We start from the raw sequence: 18290 nt of genomic DNA, 5'->3' as shown, positions 1-18290 counted from the left end.
GTAGGCGGAGGGAAGGTTTATGAACAACAAGGCAATTGAATCAGCTGGGGAAGTTGATAAAAGACGGCGTGTAAAATCTACCAAACGGTTTAAAAACTGGAAGCTTTTCTCGACGGGTATCATCATTATTATTGCGCTTCTAATTGGAGGAATTAGTTATTATCAGGCAACCCGCTTCAATTCGCAGATTACGATTAATGATACAAATATTGGCGGGCTGACTGCTGAGCAGGCAATAAAAAAATTAAAAACAGCTGAATTACAAAACAGAGTCTATATCGGACAACAGCTCATTTTAGATGAAAAAGACACAAAGATGGGATTTACTGATAAAGATTTGCATGAGGTTAAAAAATCACAAAAAAGCCAGTGGACATTTTTTCCTTCCTCAAAGGGTAAAAATTATTTGCTGATACCCGAAAAGGCGGATCAATATCGAAGCAAAACGATGAAAAAGCTTGTAAAAGAAAAGCTCTTATCCATGAATAAACATTTACAAGCTCCCCAAGACGCTGAGGCGAAGCTGGAACAGGGCAAGATTGTTATCACTAAAAGTATGAATGGAGAACAATATGATGTCACTAGTCTATTGCAGGATTACGACAAGCAGGATTTTAAAAGTAACATTCATTTGAAGCCTGTCTACATTCAACCCGTCAAAGAAAACAGTTCAATTGTGAAAAATGAAGAGAAAAAGCTGAGTGAACTCCTTCAACAAACGATTGAATATAAGGTTCAGGATCAAGTTTATTCATTAGATGCCAGTGAATTAATTAAAAATGCCTCTGTGTCTAAAGACATGAAGATTACCATCACTGAGAGTGATATTAAGAACAAGATGGATGAAATTAATCGTTCTCAATCCACATTAAATAAAGATTTTGCATTTAAAACCCACTCAGGCTCGGTCATAACAGTAAAAGGAAAAGGCTATGGCTGGGCAATTGATGCTGACAAAGAAACAACGCGGATTCAAGAGGCTTTTGAAAAAGGGGAAAAATCGATTCCTGCATCAAATATTTACGGCAATGGCTGGAGTAATGAAGGCATCGGTTATGAAACAACAACGAATAATGGCATTGGCGACACATATGCCGAAGTATCCATTGCCGAACAGCGTATTTGGATTTACAAAGATGGAAAATTGGCACTTACAACGCATGTAGTGACCGGCAAACATAGCACCGGTGAAGATACAACACCAGGAGTGTGGTATATCCTCTATAAACGCCAACAGTACACACTTAAGGGCACTGCAGTAGGTAAAGGCGATTATGCCGTTAAGGTAAATTACTGGGCTCCGTTTACAAACAGCGGCCAAGGGTTCCACGATGCCAGCTGGAGGACAAATTGGTCAAGTACTGCTTATTTAACAGCAGGTTCAGGCGGCTGCGTCAACACGCCTCCTAGTTTGATGAAAAGCGTATATGATAACCTCAGCACTTACGACCCGGTTGTCATTTACTAACGACAAGGAGAAAGTAATGGAGAAAAAAGAAATTGAATATAAAATCCGTGAATTAAAATTTGAATATGTACGCTTACAGAATGACTTAGAAAAATTAGAAAATGTAAAAGGGAATCTATCTCCCTTAGAAAAACAGTTAGCAGACATCGAGACTGAACTCCATATGCTTAATGAAACATTAAGAAAAAAATAATTGTTACCTTAAAAAGGTGCCTGACCCCATTGCGTTAACGCTTTAACTGACTGGAGGGCAGGCACCTTTTTTTGATTGAAAAGCTTTTATTTTCCCCCATAAGCCCTGTGGTTATTCGGAACGAGAAATGGCTCTTTGAAAAAGCTCTCTAAATTGATCCCTATCCTCTGTTGTAAAAGGTTTTGGCCCCTTTGTACGCTTTCCGCTTTTTCGAGCCATTGCACTTAAATAACGTGTTTGTAATAATTGATCAATGTTTTCATTTGTATAAGTAAATCCTTTATGATGGAGGACTAAACACCCTTTTGCTAAGCCGAGCGACGCCAGACCATAATCCTGCGTCACAATTATGTCTTCTTTTTTGGCTAACTTCATAATCCGATAATCCGCCGCATCTGCCCCAGAATCAACATAAATGGTTTCCACTCCTGATGGTTGTTCCGCATTAGAAAAATGTGAAAAGCTTGTTACAAGGACTACAGGAATTCCCGCATTCGTACCTTCAGAGATAATAATATCTTTTACTGGACACGCATCTGCATCAACATAAATTTTCATCTTATTCACTCCTATAAAAAGAAGCAAGGGGACTGTCCCCTTGCCCCCATTATTGATCTGCGTCCACTGGCAGCCAGATTTGAGACCAATTTTCTATTTCTTTTATGATTGGCTTTAAGGCCAGCCCTTTTTCTGTTAAGGAATATTCAATACGTACTGGTGTTTCCGGGAATACCTCGCGTTTAACGATTCCTTGATTTTCTAAATCTTTTAGCCGCTCCGAAAGAACCCTTCCACTTATTCCTATTGAAGATTCTAAAGTACAGAAGCGTTTCGCCCCTGTAAGCAGCTGATAAATGACAAGACCTGTCCAGCGTTGGCTCAACATCACCATCGCTTTTTCGAATCGAGGACAAATTTCAGGTTGATTCATGGTTCTCCCCTCCTAATAATATATTATCATATTACAAATACCAATATAATTACAATACACAATAAAATAGTTTGACACAAGTAAGTTTTAAAAATATAATTAGTTACATAAAGTAAGTAACTATAAATTTCATTATTACTAGTCAAAAGACATTCTCGGATATCACGAGATCCAACAAGGTGGTCCTAAAACATGAATCTTGAAGCAGATGTTTGTATTGTTGGTGCCGGTCCAGGCGGCGCATTACTAGGATATTTGCTTGCGAAAAATGGTATATCAACGATTGTTCTCGAACGTCACGCGGGAATTGACAAAGAATTTCGCGGTGAACATCTCAATCAGGACGGAGAACACGTTTTAAAAAAATATAATTTGATTGATCAAGTAAAACAAGCCGGGATGCTATTAATGGAACGAGTTGAATATTGGCATCACGGAAACGTAATAAAGACGATCACACCGGCTGATGGTGAACAGCATGTCGGTATCCATGTCCCGCAAAGGAATTTATTAAATGTGCTGATTCAGCAATCTAAACCCTATAAGGATTACAATCTTATGATGGGGACAAAAGTAACTGAGCTTTTATTCACTAAAAATGGCCGTGTTAATGGTCTAAAAGCTTTAAAGGGCGATGAAGAAGTGATCATCAGATGCAAGATTGTTGTTGGTGCAGATGGCCGTTTTTCAACGGTCAGAAAGCTTGCCGAGATGCCCTTCACGACCATAAAACATGGCTATGACTTGCTGTGGGCGAAAATTCCAAGCCCGAAAGATTGGGAGCCAACCATTAAAAATACATTGGTCGACGGTAAGCAGCTTGCTTTATTTACCCAGGCGGGCGGATTCATACAGATAGGCTGGAATATTGAAGAAGATTCCTTTCCAACATTGAAAAAGCAATCCTTTGCACCGTTTATTGAGCAAGTGATTACGGCTTTTCCAGAGTTAACGGAAACCGTTCGTCAGCACATCCAATCTTGGAATGATTTTATTTTATTAAAAGTGCAAAGCTGTCAATGTCCGGCATGGGCAAAGGATGGAGTCGTCATTTTCGGAGATGCAGCCCATACAATGAGTCCAACAGGTGCCTTTGGCATCAATTGTGCTCTTTTAGATGCAGATATTCTGGCAGATGTCATTATCGAGGCACTAGACAAACAAGATGTGAGTACTGCCCAATTAAGAAAATTAGAACTTGTTCGTCGGGATCACACAGAGAAATTACAGAAACAGCAGATGGTAAAAGAAGAAACTTATCAGAAAAATTTTACGATTCCAGTTCTCTCTTAATTAAAACGGTAAGGAACCACTATAAAAATATCCCTTTGGAGGAATGAATTATGGCACAAGTTCAATTAAAATCAGATGTTCTCTCTTTATTAGAGGATAAAATAAAGTTAATCAAAAAAGGCGAAGAAGCCATTTACCTTGTTGGACCAATCAAGCTGCCAGTCAATTTATACGGTAAAACAGTTGAATTTAAGTGGTATAGCTGGTTGAAGAGCGAAAATGTAACCGAGGATTTCCAACAAGTAATTGATCAATTATCGTCTGCAAATCTAGCAGACCTCCAACAATCAAGTGTCCTCGTTTATGGGGATTTTGAATTTGGAGAGGATGCATTGATTCGTATGCACTCCATCTGTCATACTGGGGATATCTTTGGAAGCAAACGCTGTGATTGCGGGTTTCAGCTTAAACAATCCATGAAAATGATTGCCGAGCACGGGACAGGTGCATTATTTTATTTAGCCAATCATGAAGGCAGAGGAATTGGCTTGTTTAGCAAGGCAATGGCCTATATTCTTCAAGAAAATGGATACGATACAGTTGAGGCGAATGAGGGACTTGGTTTTGCTGATGACAGCCGTAACTACGACGAAGCAATCGAGGTTCTTAAAGCATTACGATCAAAGCCTGTCACACTGATTACCAACAATCCAAAAAAACTAAAAGCGTTGAAAGCAGCAGGTGCGCCGGTCTCCGGGCGGACTCCATTATGGGGGGATATCTCCGAGTACAACGAGAAATACTTACAGACAAAAGTAAGAAAATCAGGTCATATGGCGTAGCTGTTTTTTCAAAAGAAAAGCTGGGATGATAAATTAGATGATGCAAAGCTCCATCTAGTATAGCAGGAGGATTATAGCGCTATGATGAATGATGAATTTTATATGCAGCTGGCATTGAAAAATGCCCAAGCCATGAAAGGTCAGACGGATCCGAATCCGCTTGTTGGGGCTGTGATTGTGAACGACAACCGAATCGTCGGGGTTGGGGCCCATTTAAAAGCTGGAGAACCACATGCTGAAATCCATGCCCTTCGTATGGCAGGAGACCACGCCAATGGCGGAACTGCTTATGTGACGCTTGAGCCTTGTTCCCACCATGGCAGAACAGGTCCATGTGCCGTTGCACTGGTAGAGGCCGGAATTAAAAAAGTAGTTATCGCGACACTGGATCCGAACCCAGTCGTAGCAGGAAACGGGGTAAAAATCCTCAAAGACGCTGGAATAGAAGTCACAATCGGGGTTTGTGAAGAAGAATCAAGCCGGATGAATGAAGTTTTCAATAAATTTATTGTGGAGAAAAGACCATTTGTCACCTTAAAAGCAGCAACCACTCTAGATGGCAAAATCGCGACCCATACAGCCAGCAGCAAGTGGATTACGTCTGCTGAGGCGAGGCAGGATGTCCATCAGCTGCGAAGTGAGAATATGGCGATTCTGGTCGGGGTGAATACGGTTATTCATGATGATCCTGAACTGACTTCGAGAATACCGAATGGGCGGAACCCAATCCGCGTGATTTTGGACTCTACACTAAGAATTCCATTAGAATCTAAGGTGGTTACCGATAAAAAGGCAGAAACTTGGATTTTCACTAGTGAAAATTATGACAAAGATAAACGGAAAATCTTAGAGGATAACGGGATTTCCATTTTTGTAACGAGCGGCTTAAATACGGTTCATGCATCTGATGTTATGAATATCCTTGGAGAAAAGCTTGTTTCTTCGGTTTTAATTGAAGGCGGCGGAACCATTAGTGCCTCCCTATTAGAAAATCATTTAGTAGATAAAGTGGTTCTCTATATCGCTCCTAAATTAGTCGGTGGAAAGAATGCCCTAACTTTTTTAGAGGGTACAGGGATTGAAAACATGAGTGATGCGGTTGAACTAGCCAACCTAACCGTCACACCAATTGGAAAAGACTATAAATTTATTGGGTATCCAATTTACTAAGAAAAGCGGAAGACGCCTGGAGCTAGACAATTTTCAAAATGGAGGGCGCTTAGCTTAGGCGCTGTCCATTTTTTTCTGAAAGAGGTGTTTAGATGAGATTTGGTTTCGATATTGATGATACACTGATTAATTTAAGAGAGTATGCCTTTCATCTTTATAATCAAAAACTAGACCAGGAGCTAGGTCTCGACATTTTTCAAGCATTAAAAACAGTCGAGATTCATGAGCCATTCGGGATGACAGCTGAAGAAGGCAAACAGATGTGGAACAGTACCTTAGAGGATATTTATTACAACGATTGTCCTGCTTTTCCAGGAGCAGTCGAACTGCTGCAGGAGCTTGATAAGCTGGGCCATGAAATTTTTTATATCACGGCAAGGAATCAGGAGCATGGGGAGCGCACGAAGAAATGGTTAGTTGAACAAGGGTTTCCAGTTTATGATGAACGATTCTTCTGCGGGATGAAGGATCACGAAAAAGTGAACATTATTAAGGAATTAGATTTGGATTATTACTTTGACGACAAGCCGGATATTTTGGATACTTTATCCGAGCAGCCAATAAAGGTCTATCTAAAGGACCAATCATATAACCGGCACGTAAACATGCCACGGGTAAAAGATTGGACGGAATGGACGGTGGCTGGTACCACTAAAAGTTTGTCGAGTAAAGGCATCTGACTCCTAGTGGGTTAAACAAAGAAGCAAGGGAACTTTCCCTTGCTTCTTTAAATTATCCGAGCTGTTACGATGCCGTCGATTTGGCCGATTTTTTCCACTAGACCGGGAATAATGTCACCGTTTATTTTATCGTCAATATCAATCATCGTATAGGCATATTCCCCACGGCTTCTGTTCACCATGTCAGCGATGTTTAAATGGTAGCTTGATACAGTCGAAGTGATCTGACCAACCATGTTTGGTACGTTTTGGTGGAAAGCGGCAACGCGCTGCTTTCCTGTATAGGGAAGGGAAACATTGGGAAAATTCACTGAGTTTTTGATGTTTCCTGTTCCCAAAAATTCCTTGACCTGACGAGCCGCCATAATCGCACAGTTTTCCTCTGATTCTGTAGTTGAGGCCCCGAGATGCGGAGTGCAGATTGTATTTTTCATTTTTAGTACATTTTCATTCGGAAAATCCGTCATATACTTCCCTACGATTCCATCTTCAAGTGCAACCGCCATATCGATTTCGTTCACTAGCTCCCCGCGTGAGAAGTTCAAAATATAAACGCCCGGCTTCATGATGCTAAATGTATTTTTATTAAACATTCCCTTTGTGTCATTCGTTAATGGAACGTGGACCGTAATATAGTCAGACTCAGCAAACAATTGCTCAAGCGACATCGCCCGCTGTACATTACGGGATAAGTTCCAGGCTGTATCAACAGAGATAAATGGATCAAACCCGATGACATCCATATCCAAATCGAGCGCATCGTTTGCTACAAGTGCTCCGATCGCCCCTAATCCGATTACACCAAGGGTTTTCCCTTTAATTTCTTTCCCAACAAATTTCTTTTTTCCCGCTTCAACTAGCTTTGATACTTGTTCGCCCTCACCGTCTAACGTCTTTGTCCATGCCACGCCTGCAAAAAGGTTACGGGATAAAGCCATTAATGACGTTAGGACCATCTCTTTTACTGCGTTTGCATTTGCCCCGGGCGTATTAAAAACAACAATTCCTTGCTCGGTGCATTGGTCGACAGGAATATTATTGACACCAGCACCTGCCCGTGCGATTGCTTTTAAATTGTTTCCGAATTCAAATGTATGCATATTAAAACTGCGAACCACAATGGCATCGGGATTCTCGCTGTTATTGTCGACCGAAAATTGATCCTGATTTAATACCTTTAGCCCGCTTTCTGCAATATTATTTAACGTTTTAATTGTTTTTACTTTTTCTGAAACGAGTGTGCTCATCCTATATACCCCTTTTTTGTAAAAGTTTATTTTCAAATTCCTATTAAAAAATGAATATTTCCCTCCAAAAAAGCAGAAAGAGGTAAGGGATTTACATCCCTTACCTCTGCCCAGGCGAACGGCTCCGATACTATGTGCTCCCTCACGGTTATCCGCGTTCGCCAGTCACACACAGCCTTTTCATTTGTTTTACTTTATCAAATTTTCTGATATGTTTCAAGTTAAAATTTAAATTTTGTTGGCGTTTGGTTTTATATTAAAAACTTTTTAAAAACCAATGTAACATTATGGCCGCCGAATCCTAATGAATTGGATAAAACGACCTGTATATCCTTCTTCCTTGCTTCATTCGGTACATAATCTAAATCAAGTTCTTCATCTGGCGTTTCGTAATTAATGGTTGGCGGGATTACGCCTTCCTTAATAGCTAAAATCGAGATAATCGCCTCAAGTGCACCGGTTGCCCCGAGCATATGCCCTGTCATCGATTTTGTCGAACTGACAGATAATTGATAGGCATGTTCTTTGAAAACCTCTTTGATCGCCAACGTTTCGTACAAATCATTATAATGGGTAGATGTACCATGTGCGTTTATATAGTCCACTTGTTCAGGGGTGATTCCGGCATCGGCTAATGCCAATTTCATCGCACGCTGGGCACCTTCTCCCTCTGGTGCCGGTGTTGTAATATGATGGGCATCACCTGTAGCTCCATACCCAATCAGCTCGCCATAAATTCTAGCTCCTCTAGCTAAGGCATGTTCCAGCTCCTCCAATATAACAATTCCCGCGCCTTCACCGATCACAAATCCATCCCGATTCTTATCGAATGGCCGGCTGGCTGTGCTCGGATCTGGATTTTTTGACAGAGCGGTCATATTGGAAAATCCAGCGATGGTCATCTCGGTGATCGTTGCTTCTGTTCCACCGGCAATCATCATGTCTGCGTCCCCTTTTTGAATAACCCTTAACGCATCACCAATGGAATTGGCTCCAGAGGCACATGCCGTCACCGAACAATTGTTGATTCCTTTCGCCCCTATTTCGATGGAAACCTGTCCTGCTGCCATGTCCGGAATAAACATAGGAATCGTAAACGGATTGACCCTTCTTTGACCTTTTTCAATAAATCTTCGGTGCTGTTCCTCAAACTCAGCTAATCCGCCAATTCCCGACCCAATCCATACCCCGACACGTTCAGGTTGAACATCCTTGCCAATATGAATCCCGGCATCTTCTATAGCCATTTTAGTTGCGGCCACCGCAAATTGGCTGTAACGTCCCATTCTTCTCGCTTCTTTTTTATCCATGAACTCTCCCGGTACAAATCCCTTTACCTCTGCAGCTATTTTAATATCCACTTTGTCTGTGTCAAAAATAGTGCCCGGGCCAATACCTGACACCCCGTTTTTAATGTTTTCCCATGTTGTATGAGCATTATTGCCTAATGGCGTAACTGCTCCAATGCCCGTAATCACCACTCGTTTTCCCATAAAAGCTCTCTCCTGTTTGTTATTTTTTTAGAAAATCCGCAAATTGTTGAAGCATTGTCCTGACTAACGGACTGGTTTGCTCCGGTAATTCCCCGATATCAAAGAACCCTGCATCGAGCGTTTCTTCCCCATCAATCTGTATGGTGCTATTTTTAATATCCTTTGAGATATAGGCAATGGTCACTGGATAGAATTCATCCCCATTTGCCAGTTTTCTAAAATACTGCTTGCCTGAGAAAACATTGACTAGCTGCAGCTGGCCAATTTCAACCCCTGTTTCTTCAAAAACTTCCCTTCTTGCGGCTTCCTCTGCGGATTCACCTAATTCTAACAGGCCGCCTGGAAGCCCCCAGATCCCCTCGGGCCGTTTCTGTAATAATATTCTTCCATGGGCATCGATTACACCCACCATTGCGCCTGCTAAAATAATTGGCCGGGTTCCAATGATTTCCCGTAAATCTTCAATATAGCCCATTTGCTCCTCCAAAAAATCTCCATTTTTTAAACAGCTCTCTATATGTATTCGGGAATTACCCGGGTTCCCCTCCTTTAACCTTATAAATCACAAAGATAAATGGCCAATTTAAATGACATTTTCTCATTCTTTAGCATAAATGTATATATATACACATATATTTATAAAACATTTTCACTTGAAAGGGGAATCTTTTATGGATAATTGCATTTCTTGTGGAAAAGAATTATCGATCATGGAACGGAACCGGACGGAATGCTGGGAGTGCCGAGACACGACTGTGGAAGCCTACACGGAAGATGAATAATTATTTCTAAATAAAGGTACCTGCCCCTTCTCGTGTAGAAAAGCGTTAATGCAGCGGGGGCAGGCATGACTATTCAACTTACTTTATTTATAGTGTCCAGGATACTATTCACCTTTTCATTCCCTTTCACCGCTTTTAGCATCTTTTTTATATTATCTGATAAGTCGATCACCGTGGTTTTCTCATGATTCGTCTTATATTTAGAAATGAAATTCTCAATGAGTTTTAAAAACTTGGTATTTTCTTCAACCACACTTCCGTTAGCTAAAAGTGCCCACGTATTATTCACACGTTTTATGTCCAGATTAATTTTTTTCTTAATCTCTATATTTTCTTTTTCAGCTGCTGAAAGGCTACCTTTTACATCCGGCAAAAAGATTTTATTATGGACATCAGATAAATATTCTCTGCTTAATTTATGGGCAATTTTGCACAAATGTTCATGTTCGCTTTGGGCACGCCGAATACTAAAATCACACAATTTATTTAATATATGAATTTGAGCTTGAATACTTGCAATATAAGCATCCGACGAAAGCTTTCCATTTTCTATATCCTTATTAAATAATTTAACTACCATATCATTATCAGTAAACATACGAATACTTGTAGTTATTTTTTCGTCATATTTTTGAATTAATTTAATACTACACTCTACAGCAAATATTTCAGATAATAATCCACTGGCAGCAATGTGATAATTTGAGAAGCTGTAGGGCTTAAAGAAACCATAACTATTAATTTCTACTATTCCTGCTCCGACCATTAAACCTTTTTGTGACCCGTCAATAATATATTGAATCATGTAAGTGCCTCCGCTTTAGTTCTTAGATTTTAATTAAATTGGAATGATCAAGAAGCTATACGTTTTCTAAAAATTGCCCAAATCAAACCAGTTAATAGATTTTTCCAAATGTACCAAATGTACATACCATCCTTTCATACGTATGTACATTTATTTAAGTTTCATTCAAATGGTTTTTCTTTCACTCTAATTACTTCGCTTGAAACCATTTCATTAGCAATCGGGAAAGTGCAAAAAAGCGACTTCCTTGATAAAAGGAATTCGCTTTTTTATCGTTTATTATTTGGTCGTTAAATGAGCCGATTGCGACATAGTGGGTGCATGGTTACATAGAGGTTTCCGTGGATTTTGGGCCTTAACATCGAAGTAGAACCCGTCTACTTGGATGTTTAAGTGAATTTTAGGTACGAACGTCGAAATAGAACTCGTCTACTGGGATGTTTGAGTAAATTTTGGGTACGAACGTCGAAGTAGAACCCTTCTACTTCGATGTTTGAGTGAATTTTGGTACGAACGTAGAAGTAGAACCCGTCTACTTCTATGTTTGAGTGAATTTTAGGTACGAACGTCGAAGTAGAACCCGTCTACTTCTATGTTTGAGTGAATTTTAGGTACGAACGTCGAAGTAGAACCTGTCGACGTAGGTGTTTGGCAAATTTTTAAGCTCAAATCCCGATGTAGAAGAGGTCTACGTAGGGGTTACGCGAATTTTTTAGCCGAAATCCAGATGTAGGAGCTGTCTACGTAGTGGTTTCGTGAATTTTTAAGCCCAAACCCCGATGTAGAACCCGACTACGTCGCACTCCCCCCCCCCAATAGCGACTTACTCCAAGGAAGAAAGTTAAAAAGAAAGCGGCTAGTAATCTATTTCCTGTCACTTATACTCTATATTAAAATTGTGGATGCGGTCTTGTTACTCGACGAATGCTCCTTTTTGAACACGATCTTTCCAGACATATAGGTTTCTAGCACATGCACCTGATCAATATCTTCCGAACTCACCTGTAAAATATCCTCGTTTAACACAATAAAGTCCGCATGAAATCCTGGCTTCAGCTGTCCGACTCCCGGAATGCGAGTCACTTCCTGCGCGCCTCTGGTGTAAAGTTCTATGGCCGTTGCCGCATCGATGCGCTGTTCCTGACCTGTGTCCGTTCCATCATAGGCAATCCTAGTCACAGCTGATTTAATCGCCACAAACGGATCTACCGGATCGGCCCATGCTGTTGCCGGTGCGTCGGACGAAAAGGCTACCTTTATCCCTGCATCAAGGAAGGTTTTAACTGGATACGTTTGTTTTGTCCGTTCAGTACCTAAATTATTGAGGTAGCTTTCGATTTCAGCAAACAGGAAGATCGGCTGCGTTACAAAGGCAATTCCGGTTTCTGCGGCCCGCTCGATTGCCTGACTTGTCGGCATCGCGGCATGCTCGATTCGAACAGATGGCCCATCTGTCAGCCACATTTTTCTGCCGTAAAAGGTATCAACAATTAAATCAATCGCCTGTTCCCCCATGGCGTGAACAACTAATTGAACACCGTGCTGTTCTGCCGCCTCTGCAGCGGCTAACAACTCCTCCTTGGAGGTGGTAGCGATACCGTAGTTTTCATCGCCGCCTAAGAATGGAGGATTAACCCATGCCGTTCTTCCTGACACACTGCCGTCTGAAAATAGCTTAATACCGCCAATATGAACAGGCTGTTCCCTGTCGGTTCTTTCCTTCGTTAATAGTGACTGCCCCTGTAACTCTTCCCATATATAGTAGAGGACGGTCCGCTGCTTCAATCCCTTATCACGAGCCTCGTTATACATTTCTACGTAATCAATTGGCTTGTGCAGCCCCATAAGATCTGTAATCGCCGTGATTCCATGCGCGAGAAGATTCGGGCTTAATTCTGCAAGAATCGCAGCATTATCCTCAAGTGAAACTTGCGGCATCTTATTTAACACTAAATGTCTGGCACTTTCACGAAAAATGCCCGTAGGTTCCCCGCTTTCATCCCGATCAATCTGCCCGCCCGGCGGGTTTGGCGTATCCTTTGTAATAGCGGCAATCTCCAACGCCTTGCTATTAACGGAAATGATATGGGCACATGTGCGAGTAACCACTACAGGAGCATCTGCACATGCTTGGTCAAGGTCCCAGCGATTAGGGGCACGGCCTTCTGATAATTTGCCCTCATCATATCCCCAGCCTTCTACCCACTCCTCAGGCGTTTGCTGCGCCCGCTGTTTGCGAATTTCCTCAAGCAGCTCTTCAATGGAATGAACTAACGGTGCCGTGCAGGCAATTTGCTTTGTGGCATTTGCTAGATAAAGGGGGTGCAAATGCGCATCAATAAATCCAGGAAGAACGCGGCGGCCTTGAAGATCGACACGTTCCCCTTCCATTTCTGCAATCTCCGGTTGTTCTCCAACCCACTCGATTCGGCCATCGTTTACGACCATTGCACTGGCATAGGGCTGCTCAAAATTAGATGTAAAGATCCGTCCATTTATAAAAATTGTTTTATTCATGATGTTATCTCCTCGTTAAGAAAATTTCCGTCTAATCTGATCAACAAACAATTATGCTTTTTCCTCTGGTTCAATGAATGACACTTGTTCTTGCTTTTTGAATGCAAGTTTATAGATTACGGTACCAAATATTCCACCAACAATTGCCGGTACCAGCCATGAAAAACCGTTTGAGCTAAAAGGGAGCATGGAAATCAGGTTTAAAATCCCTTGAATGTTGACACCTAACGCTCCCATTGTTTCGAACAAACTGACAATAAAGGTTAATAGGATAGCACCGCGATAGGCTCCCGGGTTCGGAAGGGCTTTATGGAATAATCCTAAGAATACTAAAACAATAGCTACGGGATAAAGCGCAAGGAAGATCGGCATCGCATAATTGATAATTTTTTCAACACCAAGTGTTCCCATTGCTGCGCCGACAAGACAAACAATTAGCGTACCATAGCGGTAGCTTATTTTATTATTTGTTAGGTCATTTAAAAAATCGCCAATGACAGCCGTTACACCGATTGCCGATGTTAAACAGGCTAACGCAATCGTAATCGCTAATAAAATTGCACCAGAGTTTCCTAATAACCGATTAATCAATTCGGATACGAGCGCCGTGCTTTCAATATCCTTTGGGTATAATCCGCTGCCTGCGGCTCCAAGGTATAATAAACCGCCGTAAACCACCAATAACCCAAACCCGGCAATCACGGTTGCAGAAATAGCTACCTTTTTCATCGCGGCACCTTTATAACCGTGGCCTATAATAGCTGCGATAATGATAGGGGCACAAAAAATTCCGGTGATCACATCCCCCGTCTGATACGCATTAATAAAGGCATTGGAAAATGGGTTTTTTAACTCTGTTGCAATCGGTGAACCAATCGGATCGAAAATCCCTTTAATCACAATAAATGTTAGAATAACGACTAGAAGAGGGGTAAGAATCTTGCCAATTTTATCAATGACGTTGGACCTATCCATAGCAAAATAAAAGGTTATGGCGAAGAATACTAAAATTGTAACTATAGAAGGCACTTGTGGGAAAAAGGTTTTAACCCCTAATTCATGGGTAGTTGCTGCCATTCGCGGAATCGTAACAAACATCCCAATTCCAACCATTAGTAATAGATTAAAAACTTTATAAAACCAAGGGCTGATTGGTTTAGTTAAATCTTCAAATTTACCGCCAACGTTTATGATGGCGATTACAGCTAATAAAGGAAGCGCGATTCCAGTAATACAAAAACCAATTAATGCCTGAAGCCAATTTGTCCCTGAAGCAAGACCGATTGTTGGAGGGAAAATTAAGTTGCCGGCACCAAAAAATACTGCAAATAAAGCAAAACCAATTATAACGGTATTTTGTACAAGTTTATTCGATTGCATCATTACACCTCTTTTTCTTGAAATCGTTTACATTTTTTTACACTTACTAGACCACTCTAATACCTCGACAATATTAACATGGACTTGTTCACCCCTTGTTATTTTTTATAGTTGCAATATTCGTGCCAACTTTACGTATTTTTCTTCAAATTCCATATAATAGCCCTGATAATACTTTTAAATTCCCCATTTATAGGATATAAAGAATTCCGATTTCACTAAATATTCAGTAAGGGTAAGCAAATCACATACGGTAAATTGGTGAGTTGTAAAATAATTTTTTTAAAATTGTAAAAAAAATTTTACCCCATACACAAAAAAACAGTGGAAATCTGATAGAAATCCACTGATTAAAGGCTGAATGTTAACTTAGCTGATATTTATCCAATTTGTATCTTAATAACTGTTTAGAAATCCCCAGCCCTTTAGCTGCTTCAGTTAATTTTCCATTTGTTCGCTTTAATTCTTTGGCAATGATCTCTTTCTCATAGTTTTCAACTGCATCCTTTAATGATTGAATCTTGGTTTCCCTTTGTACCATCTTTGTGGTCCCCTGATATTCCCTGATTCGCTTCGGTATATCTTCAATGGTGATCATATCCGTCAAAGCATTATTATAAGCTGTTTCTACCGCATTCTTAAGCTCCCTGATATTCCCCGGCCAGTGGTATTTTTTAAAACACTCCAATACCTCCGGCTCGACACCTTTGATAAACAAATCCATGTGAGTATTATAAAAGTCAATAAAGTTTTTGAGCAGTACGGCAATATCTTCTTTGCGTTCATTTAAGCGCGGTAAATCGATTTGGACAACCCCTAAGCGATAATAGAGATCTTCACGCAGTTTTTTCTCAGCCACTAACGTATCAGGATCTTCATTTGTTGCGGAAATTACCCTGATGTTCACGGTAATATTTTTATTACCGCCTATTCTTCTAATCATTTTTTCCTCAATGGCTTTTAAGAGTTTGACCTGCAGATAATAATCTAAAGAATTGATCTCGTCTAAAAACAATGTTCCGCCATCAGCCTGCTCGAATAACCCCGGCATATCTACAGCACCGGTGAAACTGCCCTTTACCGTTCCAAATAAAGTACTTTCCAATAGGTTGGGCGGAATGGCACCACAGTTCAGTGAAATAAATGGCCCGCCAAATCGGTCGCTTTCATTGTGAATCGACTGTGCAACCATTTCTTTCCCCGTACCCGTTTGGCCAAAAATTAATACAGTCGAGTCCGTCTTCGCGATTTTTCTAATTCTATTTTTTACTGTCTCCATATTTGCATTGACTGTAATGATATTATCAATAGTATAGATCGTATTGTTTTTTCGAAAAACTTTATGACAGGCAAAATTATTGAGAGAGTGAATATCTTCTTTCGTGTAAAAATGTTTCGAGAATTCAATCGCCCCGATAATTTTATCGTTTTCTTCGATTGGATAGGTTGAATTAACTGAAACAAGCAGATTCCCATTTTTAGTGACTAGCTCTTGTTTTACGTTACAAATTGCCTTCCCATTTTTCAAAACGTTCATAATGGTGCTATTTTGGTTGGTTAAGTTTTTATAAAATGAGGTGATATGCTTTCCCATAAATTCTTCCGGCCTGACACCCATTTCACTAAGAACCTTTAAATCGGCAAGATCATAAAAGAGAATCATTCCCTTTTCGTCAGTAATTAAAATATCATCAAAATCTGATAAATGCTTGAAATTTTCTAGATTCAACCTTTTGCCCTCCAATCCGAACAACATCGAGCCTATTATATTATATAGCAAAACCAATTCAAAAAGTTCAATATAATCCTTACATATAAAACCAAAAACTCTTTCCGAATTCCGGAAAGAGTTTTTAAGGTATCTGTTTTTTAATCCGAGCCTGTTATTAATAAATCATCCTGGATGGTTGCTAATACGGTCTTTGTATGAACCTTTTGCCCCTCTTTAACTTTTAAGGAGGTAATATACCCGCTTACTCCAATCGAAATCTCTTCAATCCTACCATTATGAGTTTTAATTAAAAATAGTTTCTCCCATTCGTATACATGGTTACTTTCCTTCGTAAAAACCTGCTCTACGGTACCAGAATAAGGACTATAAATATCTTCCTCTTTAACTAACAAGTACTTTCACTCCTTTTTTAATTTAAAGTTATTGGGAGAATACCAATTTTTCCGCCTTTTCAGGTAGGGGATTTCCTTCAATTCAGGCTATTTTACTGTACTAATTTAAATTCAAAATTAGACCCAGCCTCTAAATTGGGATGCTTCTGCTACTTTCTTAATTCCAACCATATAAGCTGCCAGCCGCATATCAACCTGATGTGTACGTGCGGTGTGATAAATAGCTTCGAATGAGTCAACCATTACCTTCGCCAGCTTTTCATTTACTTCTTCCTCGGTCCAATAATAGCCTTGATTATTTTGGACCCATTCGAAATAAGAAACGGTAACTCCGCCGGCACTCGCAAGAATATCTGGCACAAGGAGAACTCCACGCTCTGTTAAAATTTTTGTCGCCTCAAGTGTTGTAGGTCCATTTGCAGCCTCGACTAAAATGGAAGCTTTAATATTCGCTGCATTTTTGGCAGTGATTTGGTTTGAAATAGCCGCTGGAACAAGAATATCACAGTCTAATTCAAGTAGTTCTTGGTTAGTAATCGTATCTTTAAATAGTTGGGAGAATGTGCCGAAGCTATCCCTTCTATCTAATAGGTAGTCAATATCAAGCCCGTTCGGGTCATGAACAGCTCCATATACATCTGAAACAGCAATTACTTTTGCCCCGGCATCATGCAAGAATTTGGCAAGATAGCTCCCTGCATTTCCGAAGCCTTGAATCACAACGCGGGCGTCTTTCAGCTCAATTCCTTTTTTCTTCACAGCCTCATCAATACAAATCGTTACACCGCGGGCAGTTGCCGTTTCACGACCGTGGGATCCGCCTAAAACAATTGGTTTCCCAGTAATAAATCCAGGTGAATCAAATTCGCGCAGACGGCTGTATTCATCCATCATCCATGCCATGATTTGTGAGTTTGTATACACATCCGGCGCTGGGATGTCTTTCGATGGTCCGACAATCTGGCTAATAGCCCGAACATACCCACGGCTTAATCTTTCAAGCTCTCGGAAAGACATCTGCCGCGGATCACAAATGATCCCGCCTTTTCCTCCGCCATAAGGAAGGTTCGTAATGCCGCACTTTAAACTCATCCAAATCGATAATGCCTTTACTTCTTCTTCATCCACCTCAGGATGGAAGCGAACGCCCCCTTTTGTCGGGCCGACGGCATCATTATGCTGAGAGCGATATCCAGTAAAAATTTCCACTGACCCGTCATCCATTCTGACCGGTATACGGACTGTTAACATTCTGATTGGTTCTTTCAATAATTCAAACATTTCATTTTTATAGCCCAATTTTGTTAGCGCTTGTTGTATGACTGATTGGGTCGAGTAAAATAGATTTAATGACTCTTGTTCCGCTTGTTGATCCTTTGTCATTTCCTTTGATATAGACGTCGTCGCAGTCATGTAAGACACCTC

General features: G+C 40.6%; 17 protein-coding genes and 1 riboswitch. Of the genes, 6 read left to right on the top strand and 11 right to left on the bottom strand.

What is annotated here, in order from left to right; genetic code table 11:
• Window positions 1-19: 19 nt before the first annotated feature.
• Together ACO1D1_RS10985 and ACO1D1_RS10980 are read left to right on the top strand one after the other, a co-directional pair.
• The gene (locus ACO1D1_RS10985; RefSeq protein ID WP_423335959.1) at window positions 20-1468 is read left to right on the top strand and encodes a L,D-transpeptidase family protein; all 1449 of its coding nucleotides are present in this window, start codon (window positions 20-22) and stop codon (window positions 1466-1468) included.
• A 16-nt stretch (window positions 1469-1484) separates the two neighbouring features.
• Window positions 1485-1661, top strand: coding sequence for an SE1832 family protein (locus tag ACO1D1_RS10980; RefSeq protein ID WP_190284806.1), 177 nt, complete (start codon window positions 1485-1487; stop codon window positions 1659-1661).
• Between the two features lie 111 nt (window positions 1662-1772).
• Here ACO1D1_RS10980 and ACO1D1_RS10975 read toward each other — a convergent pair whose 3' ends face one another.
• A complete protein-coding gene (locus ACO1D1_RS10975; RefSeq protein WP_149868645.1) occupies window positions 1773-2219 on the bottom strand; it encodes a YaiI/YqxD family protein in 447 nt (148 codons plus the stop codon).
• A gap of 49 nt (window positions 2220-2268) precedes the next feature.
• On the bottom strand, window positions 2269-2592 hold the full coding sequence (locus ACO1D1_RS10970) for a winged helix-turn-helix transcriptional regulator (protein WP_423335958.1): 324 nt from the start codon (window positions 2590-2592) through the stop codon (window positions 2269-2271).
• Between the two features lie 192 nt (window positions 2593-2784).
• Here ACO1D1_RS10970 and ACO1D1_RS10965 point away from each other — a divergent pair, with 192 nt between their 5' ends.
• The 4 genes from ACO1D1_RS10965 (at window position 2785) to ACO1D1_RS10950 (ending at window position 6517) form a co-directional block, all read left to right on the top strand.
• A complete protein-coding gene (locus tag ACO1D1_RS10965) occupies window positions 2785-3885 on the top strand; it encodes an FAD-dependent monooxygenase (RefSeq protein ID WP_423335957.1) in 1101 nt (366 codons plus the stop codon).
• 50 nt (window positions 3886-3935) lie between these two features.
• The gene (locus ACO1D1_RS10960) at window positions 3936-4667 is read left to right on the top strand and encodes a GTP cyclohydrolase II (protein WP_423335956.1); all 732 of its coding nucleotides are present in this window, start codon (window positions 3936-3938) and stop codon (window positions 4665-4667) included.
• Window positions 4668-4748: 81 nt separating this feature from the next.
• Window positions 4749-5837, top strand: a complete 1089-nt coding sequence (ribD, locus tag ACO1D1_RS10955) for a bifunctional diaminohydroxyphosphoribosylaminopyrimidine deaminase/5-amino-6-(5-phosphoribosylamino)uracil reductase RibD (protein ID WP_423335955.1) — start codon at window positions 4749-4751, stop codon at window positions 5835-5837.
• A gap of 92 nt (window positions 5838-5929) precedes the next feature.
• Complete coding sequence (locus ACO1D1_RS10950; RefSeq protein WP_423335954.1) at window positions 5930-6517, top strand: 5' nucleotidase, NT5C type; 588 nt, start codon at window positions 5930-5932, stop codon at window positions 6515-6517.
• Window positions 6518-6564: 47 nt separating this feature from the next.
• Here ACO1D1_RS10950 and ACO1D1_RS10945 read toward each other — a convergent pair whose 3' ends face one another.
• From ACO1D1_RS10945 to ACO1D1_RS10905, 9 genes are all read right to left on the bottom strand, one after another.
• Window positions 6565-7764 (bottom strand): phosphoglycerate dehydrogenase, encoded by a 1200-nt coding sequence (locus ACO1D1_RS10945; protein ID WP_423335953.1) that lies wholly within the window; start codon window positions 7762-7764, stop codon window positions 6565-6567.
• Between the two features lie 101 nt (window positions 7765-7865).
• A riboswitch (ZMP/ZTP riboswitch) is annotated at window positions 7866-7943 on the bottom strand.
• A gap of 72 nt (window positions 7944-8015) precedes the next feature.
• Window positions 8016-9257, bottom strand: coding sequence for a beta-ketoacyl-ACP synthase II (gene fabF, locus ACO1D1_RS10940; protein ID WP_423335952.1), 1242 nt, complete (start codon window positions 9255-9257; stop codon window positions 8016-8018).
• Window positions 9258-9276: 19 nt separating this feature from the next.
• Window positions 9277-9732 (bottom strand): NUDIX hydrolase, encoded by a 456-nt coding sequence (locus ACO1D1_RS10935; RefSeq protein ID WP_423335951.1) that lies wholly within the window; start codon window positions 9730-9732, stop codon window positions 9277-9279.
• A 380-nt stretch (window positions 9733-10112) separates the two neighbouring features.
• Entirely contained in the window at window positions 10113-10844 is a 732-nt protein-coding gene (locus ACO1D1_RS10930; RefSeq protein ID WP_423335950.1) for a hypothetical protein, read from the bottom strand.
• An 885-nt stretch (window positions 10845-11729) separates the two neighbouring features.
• On the bottom strand, window positions 11730-13361 hold the full coding sequence (locus ACO1D1_RS10925; protein WP_149868634.1) for an amidohydrolase: 1632 nt from the start codon (window positions 13359-13361) through the stop codon (window positions 11730-11732).
• Window positions 13362-13412: 51 nt separating this feature from the next.
• Window positions 13413-14744: a branched-chain amino acid transport system II carrier protein gene (gene brnQ, locus ACO1D1_RS10920; protein WP_423335949.1), complete on the bottom strand. Its 1332-nt coding sequence runs from the start codon at window positions 14742-14744 to the stop codon at window positions 13413-13415.
• Window positions 14745-15105: 361 nt separating this feature from the next.
• The gene (locus tag ACO1D1_RS10915) at window positions 15106-16470 is read right to left on the bottom strand and encodes a sigma-54 interaction domain-containing protein (protein ID WP_423335948.1); all 1365 of its coding nucleotides are present in this window, start codon (window positions 16468-16470) and stop codon (window positions 15106-15108) included.
• 140 nt (window positions 16471-16610) lie between these two features.
• Complete coding sequence (locus ACO1D1_RS10910; protein ID WP_423335947.1) at window positions 16611-16865, bottom strand: biotin/lipoyl-binding protein; 255 nt, start codon at window positions 16863-16865, stop codon at window positions 16611-16613.
• A gap of 117 nt (window positions 16866-16982) precedes the next feature.
• On the bottom strand, window positions 16983-18248 hold the full coding sequence (locus ACO1D1_RS10905; protein WP_423336012.1) for a Glu/Leu/Phe/Val family dehydrogenase: 1266 nt from the start codon (window positions 18246-18248) through the stop codon (window positions 16983-16985).
• Window positions 18249-18290 lie beyond the last annotated feature (42 nt).

Origin of the sequence: Neobacillus sp. 19, assembly GCF_049463095.1 — a bacterium.
In the GTDB taxonomy this organism is placed as follows: Bacteria; Bacillota; Bacilli; order Bacillales; family Cytobacillaceae; genus Neobacillus.
Note: the sequence above shows the minus strand (reverse complement) of the source record. Positions and strands in the feature narration are given on the sequence as shown.